Below are 13,938 nucleotides of genomic sequence, written 5' to 3'. Positions count from 1 at the left end.
CACGGCCTTTCGGTTTATCTTTCGAGTGGATGAGCGCGGGCCACGGGCCCTTTTGCGGCGCTGCCGTGAGTCGTTCCCATTTCCACGGGAGAAGCCATGATCAAAGCGACGCTTACCGGGCAGCGCCTCGTGGCCCTGTTCCTGTTTGGTTGGGTGCTGGTCAGTAGCCCGGTGTTGTCCCTGTTCGATGTGGAACGGAGCTGGGGCGGCATCCCGGTGCTGTATCTCTATGTGTTCGGAGTGTGGGCTGCGTTCATCGGCTTGATGGCGTGGATCATCGAACGGTAAGGGGAGGCGCGTCGTGTTGACCGGTCCGGTGATCGTCGCGGCATCCTTCCTTTATCTGCTGCTGCTGTTCGCAGTGGCGTATTTTGGCGACAAACGCGCCGATGCCGGCCGCTCGGTGATCGCCAATCCGACCATCTATGCGCTGTCGCTGGCGGTGTATTGCACCACCTGGACTTATTACGGCAGTGTCGGGCGGGCGGCCTCGTCGGGCCTCGGGTTCGTGCCGATCTTCCTTGGGCCGACCCTGGCGGTCGCCCTGTGGTGGTTCGTGATGCTGAAAATGGTCCGCATCGGCAAGACCAACCGCATCACCTCCATCGCCGACTTCATCGCCTCCCGCTACGGCAAAAGTCACCTGCTCGGCGGGCTCGTCACCGTGATCGCGGTGCTTGGGGTGATTCCCTACATCGCACTGCAGCTGAAGGCGCTCTCGGTAAGTTTTGCGATCCTTGTGCCGCCTGACGATGTTGTGTCGGCCGGGCGCGGTGCGCTGCCCTGGCTGGCCGACACCACCTTCTACGTGGCGCTGTCGATGGCGGCCTTCACGATCCTCTTCGGCACCCGCCACCTCGACGCCACCGAGCGCCACGAGGGGCTGGTGGCGGCGATCGCCTTCGAGTCGCTGGTCAAGCTGGTGGCTTTCGTGGCGGTGGGGGTTTTTGTCACCTTCGGTCTCTTCGACGGGTTTGGCGATCTCTTCTCCCGGGCCGCCCGCGAGCCCCAGTTGCAGGCCCTGATGCGCATGGGGGCGGGCGGTAACGGTTACGCCAACTGGTTTGCGCTGACCCTGCTGTCGATGCTGGCGGTGATGTTCCTGCCCCGCCAGTTTCAGGTGACGGTAGTCGAGAACGTCAACGAGAACCATCTGCGGCGGGCGATCTGGCTGTTTCCTCTGTATCTGTTGCTGATCAACGTGTTCGTGCTGCCGATCGCGCTGGGCGGCTTGATGTCGTTTGCGGGGCAGCAGGTGGATGCCGACACCTTCGTGCTTCGTCTGCCGATGGTGTTCGGGCACGACTGGCTGGCGCTGGTGGTGTTCATCGGTGGTCTGTCGGCAGCAACCGGGATGATCGTGGTCGAGACGATCGCGCTGTCCACGATGGTCTGCAACGATCTGGTGATGCCGCTCCTGCTGCGTTACCGCTGGCTGGCGCTGCAGGGCCAGGAGGATGTGTCCGGCGTGCTGCTGGGCATCCGGCGCGGGGCGATCGTGCTGATCCTGCTGCTGGCCTACCTGTACTTCAGGCTGGCGGGGGAGGCCCATGCGCTGGTGAGCATTGGCCTGATCAGCTTTGCCGCGGTGGCTCAGTTTGCACCGGCGATGCTCGGCGGCATGTACTGGCGCGGCGGGACACGGGCCGGGGCGGTGGCGGGTTTGTCGTCTGGCTTTGCGGTGTGGCTGTACACCTTGCTGCTGCCGTCCTTCGCCAAGTCTGGCTGGTTGCCGGGTGACTTCCTGCAGAACGGCTTGTTCGGGCTGGATCTGCTTCGGCCGCAGGAGCTGTTCGGCATGCAGGGCCTCGATCCGCTGGCCCATAGTCTGTTCTGGAGCATGCTGGCGAACCTGGGGGCCTACGTGTGGGTGTCGCTGATGCGTCAGCCGACTGCCATCGAGGCGGGGCAGGCGACCCTGTTCGTCGACGTGTTCAAACAGGGGCGGCCGTCGGACGGGGCTTTCTGGCGGGGCAGCGCCCGGGTGGGCGATCTGCTGCCGCTGCTCGGCCGCTTCCTGGGCCGGGAGCGCGCGGCCAATGCCTTCGACGACTACGCCCGTTCGCGGGGCGTGAGCCGGGAGGCCTTGCAGGCCGACGCCGGGCTGGTTCATTTTGCCGAGACCACCCTCGCCGGGGCGATCGGCAGCGCGTCGGCGCGGGTGATTGTGGCCTCGGTGGTGCAGGAGGAGCCGCTTGGGCTCGACGAGGTGATGAACATCCTCGATGAGGCTTCCCAGGTGCGGGCGTATTCCAGGCGTCTGGAGCAGAAATCCCGCGAACTGGAGGAGGCGACCCGCGAGTTGCGCAGTGCCAACGAGCGCCTCAAGGAGCTCGATCGGCTGAAGGACGACTTCATGTCGTCCGTGACCCATGAATTGCGCACACCGCTGACCTCGATCAGAGCGTTTTCCGAGATGTTGCTCGAAGATCCAGGCATCGATGTGGAAGACCGGCAGCGCTTTCTGGCCATCATCGTCAGCGAAACCGAGCGCCTGACGCGGCTGGTCAACCAGGTGCTCGACATGGCCAAGATCGAGTCGGGGCACGCCGACTGGGTGGATGACGAGGTGAGTCTGCTCGAGGTTGTCGAGCAGGGGGCCGCGGCTACCAGCCAGTTGTTCCGGGACAAGGGGGTGACGCTGGAGATGTCCTTGCCGCCCGCAGTGCCGGTTCTTTTTGCCGATCGGGACAGGCTGGTGCAGGTGGTGTTGAACCTCCTGTCGAACGCAGTGAAGTTCGTCGTGCGGGGGAGTGGCCAGGTGCGGCTGAGCCTTTGTGAGACCGATGAGGGGCTGCAGGTGGATGTCCGCGACAATGGCCCGGGCCTGACGCCGGAGGAGCAGCGGGTTGTTTTCGAGAAATTCCGCCAGGGGGGTAACACGATGACCGACAAGCCCCAGGGTACCGGCCTCGGCTTGCCCATCAGCCGCCAGATCGTCGAGCACTACGGTGGCCGCTTGTGGGTTGAGAGCGTGCCGGGCGAAGGGGCGACATTCTCATTTCTTATGCCTTGCGGGAAATCAGCTGTAAGGAAGGAAGACGCAGGATAAACTTATGCTTTCTTGTGCCGGGAATGGGCTGCTTCGTCGTAGTCTTGGTCCGGGCACGCAGGGGGAGGAGACAAAATGGCCAAAAAAATACTTATCGCCGATGATGAACAAAATATCGTCATATCCCTGGAGTTCCTGATGAAGCGCGAGGGCTTCACCGTTTGTGTCGCCACGGACGGCCAGGAAGCCATCGATAAGGTCCGCAGCGAGGCGCCCGATCTGGTCCTGCTCGACATCATGATGCCGCGCAAGAATGGCTACGAGGTGTGCCAGGAGATCCGCACCGATCCCGGGCTGCAGGGCACGCGCATCCTGATGCTGACCGCCAAGGGGCGTGAGATGGAGATTACCAAGGGCCTGGCGATGGGCGCCGATGCTTACATGACCAAGCCGTTCTCGACCCGGGAGCTGGTGACGAAGGTTAAATCCCTGCTGGACTTGCCGGCATGAGCCCGAAGGCCAGGCAGGGGCTGGTCATTCTCGGGGCTTCGGCGCTCGTCCTGGGGGTGCTTGGCGGTGCCGGGGTAGCCCTCTGGCGGGATTTCGGGGCCGACGAGCGGGCGGTGCTCGAGCCCATCCTCAACCCGCGCCTGGGTTTGCTGATCATGATCGGGATGGTCGGTGCGGGGGCGGCGGCGGTCCTGATGAAATCCTTCGCCCACGACAGCATTGCGGCGCCAGCGCTGCTGGCCGACGAGATTGGCCTGTTGGTGGGTACCGATCCGTCGCGCCGGCTCAAGCCGTCCGGTTCGCCGGAGCTGCAGCGCATCGCCGAGGCCGTGAATAGCCTGGCTGATCAGCGGCAGAGCCTGCAGGATGACGTGGAGTCGCGTATCCGCGAGGCGCGCCTGTCGGTCGAGGAGGAGCGCAACCGGCTGGCGGCGCTGATGTCCGAGCTCAATCAGAGCGTCGTCGTGTGCAACCTCGATGGCCGCATCCTGCTCTACAACAACCGGGCGCGGCTGCAGTTCAAGGCGCTCTCGGATGCGCCGACCGCGGCCGGTGGCGGTGAGATCATCGGGCTGGGTCGGTCGATCTATCTGGTTTTCGAGCGCAACCTGATCGTCCATGCCCTCGAGAGCATCCAGGAGCGCATCCGCCGTCAGAGCTCCCAGCCGATGGCCAATTTTGTCACCACGACCCGCGCCGGCCAGTTGCTGCGGGTGCAGATGGCGCCGGTGATGAGCACCACAGAGGGCGACGCCGATGGCACGGTGTCGGGCTTCGTGCTGATGCTGGACAACATCACCCGCAACTTCGAGAGTGAAACCCGCCGCGACCAGCTGCTCAATTCGGTCACCGAGGGCAGCCGCTCGTCGCTGGCCAACCTGCGCGCCGCGGCCGAGATGCTCGAGTATCCCGACCTCGATGTGGACCTGAAGGACCGTTTCCTGAAGGTGATCCGCGACGAGGTGCAGGCCATGAGCGGCCGGCTCGAGGAGACCGCCAACGCCTTTGCCGATTCCCTCAAGACGCGCTGGCCCCTCGACGACATGCACGGCGCCGACCTGATCGCCGCGGCTCAGCGCCGCATCGAGAAGAAGCTCGGCCTGCCCACCAAGCTGGAGGACGTGGACCCGGCGGTCTGGGTGAAGGTCGATAGTTTCTCGCTGCTGCAGGCCATCAGCTATCTGGCGAGCCGGCTGTCGGACGAGTTCGAAGTCCGCGAGGTGCGTTTCCGCCTCAGCAGCGCCGGGCGCCTGGCGCACCTCGACCTCATCTGGTCGGGGCAGGCGATGAGCACCGAAACCGTGATGTCGTGGGAGCTCGAGCCGATGAGCTTCGCCGGCGAGAGTTCGCCCCTCACCGTGCGGGACGTGATTGCCCGTCACGACGGCGAGATCTGGCTGCAGCGCGAGAAAACCCAGCACCGCGCCTTCTTCCGCCTGCTGCTGCCCTCGGCGCTGCCCCAGGAAGAGGTGGTGGCCGCCGCCTATCTCAAGGGCGACAGCCGTCCCGAGTACTACGATTTCGACCTCTTCAAGCAGACCGAGGTGAGCCACGAGCTGGACGACCGCCTACTCTCGGAGCTCGCCTTCACCGTCTTCGATACCGAAACCACCGGCCTCAATCCGTCCGAGGGCGACGAGATCATCCAGATCGGGGCGACCCGCATCGTCAATGGCAAGCTGCTCCGCTCGGAATCCTTCGATCAGCTGGTCGACCCGCTGCGGGAGCTCCCCGAGGCGTCCACCAAGATCCACGGCATCACGCCCGAGATGCTCGTCGGCCAGCCGCCGATGGCCAGGGTGCTGCCGGCCTTCCACGCCTTTGCGGCGGACACCGTGCTGGTGGCCCACAATGCGGCCTTCGACATGCGCTTCCTGCAGATGAAGGAGCAGAGCACCGGGATCCGCTTCGAGCAGCCGGTGCTCGACACGTTGCTGCTGTCGGCGGTTATTCACCCGTCCCAGGAGTCCCACCGGCTCGAGGCGATCAGCGAACGCATGGGGGTGAACATCATGGGCCGGCACACGGCCATCGGCGACGCGATCGTGACCGGCGAGGTCTTCCTGCGCATGATCCCGCTGCTCGCCGAGATGGGCATCCGGACGCTCGGCGAAGCCCGCCGGGCATCCGAGAAGACCTACTACGCCCGCGTGAAGTACTGAGCGTCCCATGGAGGCTCACGTGGTGGGCTCGCTTGAGATGCTGCTCCGATGCGCGCCGCTGTCGGTGTCGCCGGAGGCCGCTGTTCGTGAGGTGCTTCGCCGCATGTGCGTCGAGGATGCGGCCGAGGCTGTGGTGGTTGCGCCCGTCACCGGGCGGCCGCTGGGCATCCTCACGCAGCGCGACGTCGTCGAACGGGTCGCGTTGCCCGCCGAAAGTCTCGATGGGCCGGTGGCCGGCGTGATGACCGGAGGGGTTGTTGCGCTGCCGCGAACGGCCGGGGTGCACGAGGCGCGTCTGCAGCTTGCCCGTCATCGACTGCGTCGCCTGGTGGTGGTGGATGAGGCCGGGCGTCTGGTGGGGGTTGTGTCGCGGGAGGATCTTTACGCGGTGCGCCGCCCGCGGGCGGACGATCTGATCGAGCGCATCCAGGCCGTCCGCGATGAAGCTGCGCTCACCAGCGTCGCGCGGCAGGTGAGCGCCGGGGCGGGGGCGCTGGTGGATGGGGGCGAACAGGCCGGGCGCGTGGGGGAGTGGATCGCCCTGCTCAACGATCTGCTCGCGCAGGCTGCCATCGACATCGCCGAGGCCGAGTTCGAGCTGCCCATGGTTCCGTGGTGCTGGCTGGCTTTTGGCTCCGAGGGGCGGCTGGAGCAGACCCTGCACACCGATCAGGACAACGGCCTGATATTTCTGGCCGCCGACGAGGCCGAGGCGGAAAGCCTGCGGGCGCGCTTTCTTCCCTTCGCGCAGCGGGTCAATATCCTGCTTGATGCCTGCGGATTTTCCTTGTGCAAGGGCGGGATCATGGCGGGAAACCCATGCTGGTGCCTGTCGCTGGCTGAGTGGCGTGGTCGCTTTTCCGACTGGATGCGCTCGGCGAGCGCCGAAGACCTGCTCAACGCGACGATCTTTTTCGACTTCCGGGCCCTGGTCGGCGATGTTGCGCTGGCCGATTCGCTCCGTGGGTGGCTGCTCGCTGCTGCGGCCGACAATGCCTTGTTCCTCCGCTTCATGGCGGAGAACGCACTGCGCAGCGGCCCGCCGCTGGGGCGCATCCGCGACTTCGTGGTCGACCGGGAGAGCGGGCGGCTGGATCTCAAGCGCGACGGGACGCGCCCTTTTGTCGACGCGGCGCGCATCTACGCCTTGGAACTGGGCCTGCCCGAGACCGCCACGGTGGAGCGTCTGCGGGCGGCGGGGGCTGTCTTGCGCTGGGGGGCGCGGGAAGTCGGGGCCCTGTCAGAGGCTTTCGAGTTCATCCTGCAGCTGCGTCTGCGGCGCCAGCGGGTGCCTGGCACCCCTCCCAATCAGGTTGCACCGGATGAGCTGAACGAGCTGGAGAGGGCTTTTCTGAAGGAGTCCCTACGCCAGGCTCGCCGTCTGCAGGACAGGCTGCGCGGCCGTTATCAGTTGTGAGGCGGCGCCCGGAGCTATACTGCGCCGGATATCAACTGCCGGCAGCGCCGGATCGAGGAGTGTGCGTGGACGACACCGAGGCGAGACAGCGGGCTTACTGGCGGTCGACCTTACGCCTGACCGGTGTGCTCCTGAGCGTCTGGGCCGCGGTGAGCTTCTTGCCTGGTTGGTTCGCCGACGAGATGAACCAGATTGTGTTCTTCGGCTGGCCGTTTGGCTTTTACATGGCCGGGCAGGGCGCCTTGATCGTTTTTCTGTTGATCGTCTGGATCTACGACCGCTGGATGGTCCGGCTTGAGCGGCGTCATGGCCTCGGTGGCGAGGGCTGAGAGCGGCCGATGACGCGTTCCGCATCCGTTCTTTTTCGGCGCCTCGGGCGCTACTACCTTCTTTACGCGGCGGGTTTTGTCGGCCTGGTGGTGTTTCTGGCGGTGGCCGAGCGGTTTGGGCTGGCGCCGCGCTGGATAGGGCAGATCTTCCTGTTCTCGACCATCGCGATCTACGCCCTCATCGGTGTGATGAGCCGAACCTCCGACGTGTCGGAATACTACGTCGCGGGGCGGCGGGTGCCGGCGCTCTACAACGGCATGGCCACCGCCGCCGACTGGATGAGTGCGGCATCCTTCATCGGGCTCGCGGGGACGCTCTACTACGCGGGTTTTGAGGGCCTGGCTTTCGTGACCGGGTGGACCGGTGGTTATGTGCTGGTGGCCCTGTTGCTGGCGCCCTTCTTGCGCAAGTTCGGCGAATTCACCATTCCGGATTTTCTCGGTGCCCGTTACGAGGGGCATTTTGCGCGGATGGTCGGCGTCTTTGCCGGCGTGCTGGCGAGCTTCGTGTACGTGGTGGCGCAGATCTACGGGGTCGGGCTCATCACCAGCCGCTTCATCGGGATCGAGTTCGAGATCGGGGTGTTCGTCGGGCTGGCGGGTATTCTGGTTTGCTCCTTCCTGGGCGGGATGCGCGCGGTGACGTGGACCCAGGTCGCCCAATACCTGATTCTCATCATCGCCTACCTGGTGCCGGTGGTGATTCTTTCATACAAGGTAACCGGCGTGCCCATCCCGCAGGCGGTGTATGGCACGGTGCTGCATGATCTTGGGGTGAAGGAGGTCGAGTTGTTCACCGAGCCCCGGGAAAATGACGTGCGGGCCCTTTATCGACAGCGTGCCGATGACCTGGCGCGCAAGATTTCCGAGTTGCCCGAGTCGCTCGCGGTGGAGCGTCAGGCGCAGATGCAGCGCGTTAACGAACTGCGAACCCAGGGGGCGCCGGCGCGGGAGGTTGCCACGGCGGAGCGCACGCTGCGGGATCTTCCACGCACGCCGGACGAGGCCCGGGTCAAGTGGGAGCGGGCACGTCAGGAAAGCCTGCAGCGCTCGGTTCCGCCGCCACCCCATGCCGAGGCACATCCCGGCCCCGATCAGGCATCCCGCGACAGTGCGCGTCTCAACTTCATCGCGCTGAGCTTCGTGCTTATGGTGGGCACCGCAGGCTTGCCGCACATCCTGATGCGCTACTACACCACGCCCAGTGTGCGTGACGCGCGACGTTCAGTGTTCTGGACGCTGTTCTTCATCTTTCTGCTGTATGTCACGGCACCGGCCTACGCCGTTTTTGCGAAGTGGGAGGTGTACAGCACCCTGATCGGCTCGCATATTGCCTCGCTCCCCCCGTGGGTGGCGTCGTGGGGCAAGGTCGGGCTCGTCAAGATTGAGGACATCAACGCTGATGGAATTCTTCAGCTTGCCGAGTTGAGCCTCAACAGTGATGCGATCCTGCTGCTGACCCCTGAAATCGCTGGCCTGCCCTATGTGGTGTCGGGGCTTGTTGCGGCGGGGGGGTTGGCGGCGGCGCTGTCGACGGCTGACGGTCTTCTGCTGACCATCTCCCACGCCTTGTCCCACGATGTTTACTATCGCGTGATCAATCCGGAGGCGTCCTCCCAGCGACGCCTGGTGATCACCAAGTCCCAGCTGCTGGTGGTGGCTGTGATTGCGGCCTGGGTTGCGTCACTTCGCCCCGACAGCATCCTGTTCATGGTTGGCCTGGCCTTCTCGATTGCCGCCTCGGCGTTCTTTCCGGCGTTGGTGCTGGGGATCTTCTGGAAGCGGGCGAACAAGTGGGGGGCGATCAGCGGCATGATCGCCGGCCTTGGCATAACCCTCTTGTACATCGTACGTACTCATCCGTTCTTCGGTGGTGGGCTGGGAAATGCCTGGTTTGGCATTCACCCGATCTCCTGTGGTGTATTCGGCGTGCCGACTGGTTTTCTGGTTATCGTTGTCGTCAGCCTGCTTACGCCACCTCCGAGCGCTGCGGTGCTGGCGTTGGTGGACAAGGTTCGCCTCCCGGATGCTGGTAGGTGAGGGCTCGAACCTGAAAATAGGCTTTGACTTTTAGAAATCCCGGTGTATAGTGCTGCCTCCACTTGGAGAGGTGGATGAGCGGTTTAAGTCGCACGCCTGGAAAGCGTGTTCAGGGTAATACCCTGACGCGGGTTCGAATCCCGCCCTCTCCGCCAAATTCTTGAAAAGCGCTCCGCAAGGGGCGCTTTTCATTTGCTGTTCGTCTTTCGGAGTGCTTGTGCACCGCCCCGGTGTTCGAGTTGTGACGTGCGGTGCGCCTTGCTTGCGCCCGTAAATCCTTGATTTAATTCCGAGCTTGTGTGATTATCGCGGGCTGGCTTGATTGAGTGCTCAGTCGGCCGTCCGTATTTGTTACCTTGCCCTACCGTTTCGCATGACGGGGGGTTTTCATCCAGAAGGAGATCTCATGCGGCATTACGAAGTTGTATTCATCGTCCATCCCGATCAAAGCGAGCAGGTGCCCGCCATGATCGAGCGCTATCGTTCCCTCGTGACCTCCCAGGGCGGCCAGATTCATCGTCTGGAAGACTGGGGTCGTCGTCAGCTGGCCTACCCGATCCAGAAGATCCACAAGGCCCACTACGTGCTGATGAACATCGAGTGCGATCAGCCGACCATTGCCGAGCTGGAGCATGGCTTCAAGTTCAACGATGCCGTCCTGCGTCACCTGTCCATCCGCATGAAGAAGGCTGTGACCACCCCGTCCCCGATGATGAAGGAAGAGAAGGCTCGCTCCCTGACTTCCGCGGACGAGGCCAAGCCGGCCGAGCAGCAGCCTGCCGCCTGAGTTGCAGGAGCAGGTTCGCAACAGTTTTGAGATTGATGGTGTCCTGACCGAGGTCGGGGCTCTGCGTTACTCCCCCGGCGGTGTGCCGGTGTTGGCAGGGCGCATCGAGCACCGCTCGAAGCAGATGGAAGCTGGGCTCTCCCGAGAGGTGAGCGTCGAGTTGCAGGTGGTGGCGCTGGGTGACAAGGCTAATCTGCTTGCCGTTGCCAAGCTCGGAGCAGTGGCTCGCATCACCGGCTTCATCGCAGCACGAAGTCTGCGCAGCAGGGCACCTGTGTTGCACATCGATACGATCGAATTTTTGGAAGGAACGAATCATGGCATTCAAGCCAGCAACCAAGCGTAAGGACGACCGTGGCGGTCGCAGCCTCTTCAAGCGTCGCAAGTTCTGCCGCTTCAGCGCAGAAAAAATCGAAGAGATCGACTACAAGGATGTGGACATCCTGAAGGATTTCATCACCGAAAACGCCAAGATCATGCCGGCGCGCATCACCGGCACGAAGTCGGGCTATCAGCGCCAGCTGTCCACCGCGATCAAGCGCGCCCGCTTCCTTGCGCTGATGCCTTACACCGATCTGCACCAGTAATCCCGGAGCCTTAGCATGCAAATCATTCTTTTGGACAAGGTTGTAAACCTGGGTGGTCTGGGCGATGTGGTCAAGGTCAAGGACGGTTACGCTCGTAACTACCTGATCCCGCAGGGCAAGGCCAAGCGCGCCAACGCCGCCAACCTCGCCGAGTTCGAAGCCCGTCGTGCCGAACTTGAGCGTCTGGCTGCCGAGCAGCTGGCTGCCGCCCAGGCTGAAGGTGCGAAGCTCGAAGGTCAGAGCGTCTCCATCAGCCGCAAGGCTGGCGTCGATGGTCGTCTGTTCGGCTCCGTGAGCAATGCCGACATCGCCGAGGCGCTGAAGGCCAAGGGCTTTGTGGTCGAGAAGTCCGCTGTCCGTATGCCGGACGGCCCGCTGAAGGCTGTTGGTGAGTCCCAGATCGTCGTGGCTCTGCACACTGACGTGACGGCGACCATCTCCGTCGTGGTGGTCGGCGAAAACTGATCGCCGGGTCGAGCCTTCGGCTCGCCAGCAAGAAAGGGCTGCCTGGTGCAGCCCTTTTTCGTATTTGTGCGGCTAGTATCGGCGCGCTCCTGCGGTTGCAGGTCTCTTTGTGCGTTGATCGCAGCGAACGAAGTGAGGCGCAGCTGCATGATGGCGACCTGGCGTGGAGCATGGCATCGAGCCGGAGTGCAAGAATCGGATCGAAGGTGCTGCCGAGTGGCGTGAGCGGGCGGGTAACTACGAAGCTCTCGTGACCGAGGGGTAGATCGGGCGGCTGTGCAGCGTAGGGAGGTTTTGGTGGCCGTGGCTGCTGGCAAGTGCCGGTGGGCTGCGCTCATAGTCCAAAGCCCGGCGGGAATGTGTGATGGCTGGGTGCCGATGGTGGCAGGCCGGCGGATCCGGCGGGCCCCGCTGCAAGCCTTGCGGCCCAGTATCGAACCCGCGTTTCCCGAACTTGGCCCAGAGCTTTCGCCCGGGACGTCGGGTGTGCGATGCGGTGCTCGCTGTAAAGCGCAACGTGCCCGAAGGTTGCCGGGTGTCGCTCGCTGGTGGATCTGGAGGAGTGTCGGCCGGTTCTGTCTAGACGTCCTGATGGCCCGCCCTGGCGAGGCGGATCGCTGACTGGAGCCGTGTGGCTGTCGGTTCGTGCTCCGCGCGGACGGGGACGGCTGCAATATGCGCGGTCACCGTGCGCGTGAACGAGGGCTCGAAGAGGGGCGACTCTGTACCCAACTTCAACCGAAGATTGGTGAAACCAAGACAGCGGTCGCGCCAGCATCTGGCGGCAGTAAGTTCTGGGTCATGCCTTCTGGTGCGGCTCAGGTGGTCAAAGGCAAGTTGGCCGACAAAGTCGAAGAGGCCTTCAGGCGGTGCATCCGACAGATGACGAGACGCTCAGGTGGGCGTAGCCTGCCGGAAGTCGCCGAACAGCTCCGGTCCGCTTGCCTGCCTGCCGTATCTCCAGCCTGCGCAGACGCCCGCTGTGTTCCGCGAAAAGTCGAGGCTGATGGCACGGCAGCCGCGTGGCGCTGAGTCTGATGATGCCCGTTTTCTGCTGCGACTGGCTCTGCGTGCCTCGGCCCTCATAACCTCAATAATTCGAATCCTTCGGTGCGGACCCGCATGTCGGGTGGTGTAAGGGGGGGGGCTCAGCCAGACTGGCCGCCCTTGTTCCGATTTGGTCTCATTCTCCGGTTGATGTCCCATGCGTAAATCTCAGAGTCAAGCAGAAGATCCCGTGATGTCCGCCTTGCGTTTGCCCCCTCATTCCATCGAGGCGGAGCAGTCGTTGTTGGGCGGTTTGCTGATCGACAACACCGTATGGGAGCGTGTCGGCGACATCGTCAATGAGGCTGATTTTTATCGAGACGATCACCGCCGCATCTTCCGTCAGATTGCACGCCTCATCGAACTCGGCAAGCCGGCCGACGTGGTTACCGTTTATGAGGCGCTGGAGAAGAACGGGGAGGCGGAGCATGTGGGGGGGCTCGCTTATCTGGGTGAGATCGCCAACAGCACGCCTTCGGCGGCGAACGTGCGCCGTTATGGCGAGATCATTCGCGAGCGTGCCATCCTCCGTAAGCTGGTCTCGGTGGGAGATCAGATTGCCGCCAGTGCGCTGACGCCCTCGGGGAAGGATGCCAAGACGCTCCTGGACGAAGCTGAGGCTAAAGTCTTCGAAATCGCGGAGGCGGGCGCGAGGACGGTTAGTGGCTTCGTTCCCATTCAGCCCATTCTGGGGCAGGTGGTGGACCGGATCCAGGAGCTGTATGACCGCGACTCGCCTGCTGGCATTACCGGTGTGCCCACAGGGCTTGCTGATCTTGATGAGAAGACATCCGGTCTCCAGCCTTCGGACATGATCGTCCTGGCCGCTCGTCCCGGTATGGGCAAGACTTCGCTGGCTCTCAATATTGCCGAGACAGTCGCCGTCGAGGCGGGGCTTCCGGTGGCTGTGTTCTCCATGGAGATGCCTGGCACCCAGCTTGCCACCCGATTCTTGTCATCGGTTGGTCGGATCGATCAGCACAAGATTCGTACGGGCAAGCTCAACGACGAAGAGTGGCAGCGCCTCACTTATGCATTGGGTAAGTTGCACGAAGCGCCGATTTATATTGACGAGACGCCGGGCCTCAATCCGACAGACCTCCGGGCCCGCTGCAGACGCCTGCATCGTCAGTGCGGTCGTCTGGGTTTGATCGTCATCGATTACTTGCAGTTGATGACCTCTCTTAAGGAGAGTGATAACCGCTCTGCTGAGTTGTCGGAGATCTCCCGGTCGGTGAAGTCGCTTGCCAAAGAGCTGCATGTGCCGATTGTTGCCTTGTCGCAGCTCAATCGCAGTCTCGAGCAGCGCCCCAACAAGCGGCCGGTCGCCTCGGATCTTCGTGAGTCGGGCGCCATCGAGCAGGATGCGGATATCATCATGTTCATCTATCGAGATGAAATCTACAACCCTGATTCGCCGGACAAGGGCATGGCGGAGCTCATCATCTCAAAGCACCGGAACGGCTCGACCGGTACGATTCGAATGACGTTTCTCGGGGAGTTCACCCGTTTTGAAAATTTTGCGGGCACTTATACCGGCTCAGCTCCGCCGGAATACTAGCCGAAGCTGTTTGAGATTTATTTTCTCTAATGTGTTGACGC

General features: G+C 63.3%; 12 protein-coding genes and 1 tRNA gene. All 13 read left to right on the top strand.

The window, feature by feature from the left end:
- The first annotated feature begins 96 nt into the window (after positions 1 to 96).
- The 13 genes from ZRA01_RS12710 (at position 97) to dnaB (ending at position 13,897) form a co-directional block, all read left to right on the top strand.
- Positions 97 to 288 (top strand): hypothetical protein, encoded by a 192-nt coding sequence (locus tag ZRA01_RS12710; protein WP_141352750.1) that lies wholly within the window; start codon positions 97 to 99, stop codon positions 286 to 288.
- Positions 289 to 301: 13 nt separating this feature from the next.
- Positions 302 to 3,052: an ATP-binding protein gene (locus ZRA01_RS12705; RefSeq protein ID WP_141352748.1), complete on the top strand. Its 2,751-nt coding sequence runs from the start codon at positions 302 to 304 to the stop codon at positions 3,050 to 3,052.
- A gap of 75 nt (positions 3,053 to 3,127) precedes the next feature.
- Complete coding sequence (locus ZRA01_RS12700) at positions 3,128 to 3,502, top strand: response regulator transcription factor (protein WP_141352746.1); 375 nt, start codon at positions 3,128 to 3,130, stop codon at positions 3,500 to 3,502.
- Positions 3,499 to 5,664, top strand: a complete 2,166-nt coding sequence (locus ZRA01_RS12695; protein ID WP_141352744.1) for a 3'-5' exonuclease — start codon at positions 3,499 to 3,501, stop codon at positions 5,662 to 5,664. Before ZRA01_RS12700 ends, ZRA01_RS12695 begins: the two co-directional genes overlap by 4 nt.
- A gap of 7 nt (positions 5,665 to 5,671) precedes the next feature.
- The gene (locus ZRA01_RS12690; protein ID WP_141352742.1) at positions 5,672 to 7,081 is read left to right on the top strand and encodes a DUF294 nucleotidyltransferase-like domain-containing protein; all 1,410 of its coding nucleotides are present in this window, start codon (positions 5,672 to 5,674) and stop codon (positions 7,079 to 7,081) included.
- A gap of 65 nt (positions 7,082 to 7,146) precedes the next feature.
- Positions 7,147 to 7,410: a DUF4212 domain-containing protein gene (locus tag ZRA01_RS12685; protein ID WP_141352740.1), complete on the top strand. Its 264-nt coding sequence runs from the start codon at positions 7,147 to 7,149 to the stop codon at positions 7,408 to 7,410.
- 9 nt (positions 7,411 to 7,419) lie between these two features.
- Positions 7,420 to 9,450: a sodium:solute symporter family protein gene (locus ZRA01_RS12680; RefSeq protein WP_141352738.1), complete on the top strand. Its 2,031-nt coding sequence runs from the start codon at positions 7,420 to 7,422 to the stop codon at positions 9,448 to 9,450.
- Between the two features lie 64 nt (positions 9,451 to 9,514).
- Positions 9,515 to 9,605: transfer RNA gene (locus tag ZRA01_RS12675), tRNA-Ser, on the top strand.
- A gap of 251 nt (positions 9,606 to 9,856) precedes the next feature.
- A complete protein-coding gene (rpsF, locus tag ZRA01_RS12670) occupies positions 9,857 to 10,237 on the top strand; it encodes a 30S ribosomal protein S6 (RefSeq protein WP_141352736.1) in 381 nt (126 codons plus the stop codon).
- Position 10,238: 1 nt separating this feature from the next.
- Positions 10,239 to 10,583, top strand: a complete 345-nt coding sequence (gene priB / locus ZRA01_RS12665; RefSeq protein WP_141352734.1) for a primosomal replication protein N — start codon at positions 10,239 to 10,241, stop codon at positions 10,581 to 10,583.
- Positions 10,555 to 10,824 (top strand): 30S ribosomal protein S18, encoded by a 270-nt coding sequence (gene rpsR, locus ZRA01_RS12660; protein WP_141352732.1) that lies wholly within the window; start codon positions 10,555 to 10,557, stop codon positions 10,822 to 10,824. The genes priB and rpsR overlap by 29 nt, the downstream gene beginning before the upstream one ends.
- A gap of 15 nt (positions 10,825 to 10,839) precedes the next feature.
- Positions 10,840 to 11,289: a 50S ribosomal protein L9 gene (gene rplI, locus ZRA01_RS12655; RefSeq protein WP_141352730.1), complete on the top strand. Its 450-nt coding sequence runs from the start codon at positions 10,840 to 10,842 to the stop codon at positions 11,287 to 11,289.
- Between the two features lie 1,240 nt (positions 11,290 to 12,529).
- Positions 12,530 to 13,897, top strand: a complete 1,368-nt coding sequence (dnaB, locus tag ZRA01_RS12650; protein WP_307724352.1) for a replicative DNA helicase — start codon at positions 12,530 to 12,532, stop codon at positions 13,895 to 13,897.
- Positions 13,898 to 13,938: the final 41 nt, after the last annotated feature.

Source organism: Zoogloea ramigera, from assembly GCF_006539865.1.
In the GTDB taxonomy this organism is placed as follows: Bacteria; Pseudomonadota; Gammaproteobacteria; order Burkholderiales; family Rhodocyclaceae; genus Zoogloea; species Zoogloea ramigera.
This window is presented reverse-complemented; position numbering and strand designations above follow the sequence as displayed.

Excerpts from the sequence above, each read along its gene's own strand:
- ZRA01_RS12710 (WP_141352750.1), top strand. The coding sequence starts at position 97 with ATGATCAAAGCGACGCTTACCGGGCAGCGCCTCGTGGCCCTGTTCCTG.
- ZRA01_RS12700 (WP_141352746.1), top strand. The coding sequence starts at position 3,128 with ATGGCCAAAAAAATACTTATCGCCGATGATGAACAAAATATCGTCATA.
- ZRA01_RS12695 (WP_141352744.1), top strand. The coding sequence starts at position 3,499 with ATGAGCCCGAAGGCCAGGCAGGGGCTGGTCATTCTCGGGGCTTCGGCG.
- ZRA01_RS12690 (WP_141352742.1), top strand. The coding sequence starts at position 5,672 with ATGGAGGCTCACGTGGTGGGCTCGCTTGAGATGCTGCTCCGATGCGCG.
- ZRA01_RS12680 (WP_141352738.1), top strand. The coding sequence starts at position 7,420 with ATGACGCGTTCCGCATCCGTTCTTTTTCGGCGCCTCGGGCGCTACTAC.
- rpsF (WP_141352736.1), top strand. The coding sequence starts at position 9,857 with ATGCGGCATTACGAAGTTGTATTCATCGTCCATCCCGATCAAAGCGAG.
- rpsR (WP_141352732.1), top strand. The coding sequence starts at position 10,555 with ATGGCATTCAAGCCAGCAACCAAGCGTAAGGACGACCGTGGCGGTCGC.
- rplI (WP_141352730.1), top strand. The coding sequence starts at position 10,840 with ATGCAAATCATTCTTTTGGACAAGGTTGTAAACCTGGGTGGTCTGGGC.
- dnaB (WP_307724352.1), top strand. The coding sequence starts at position 12,530 with ATGTCCGCCTTGCGTTTGCCCCCTCATTCCATCGAGGCGGAGCAGTCG.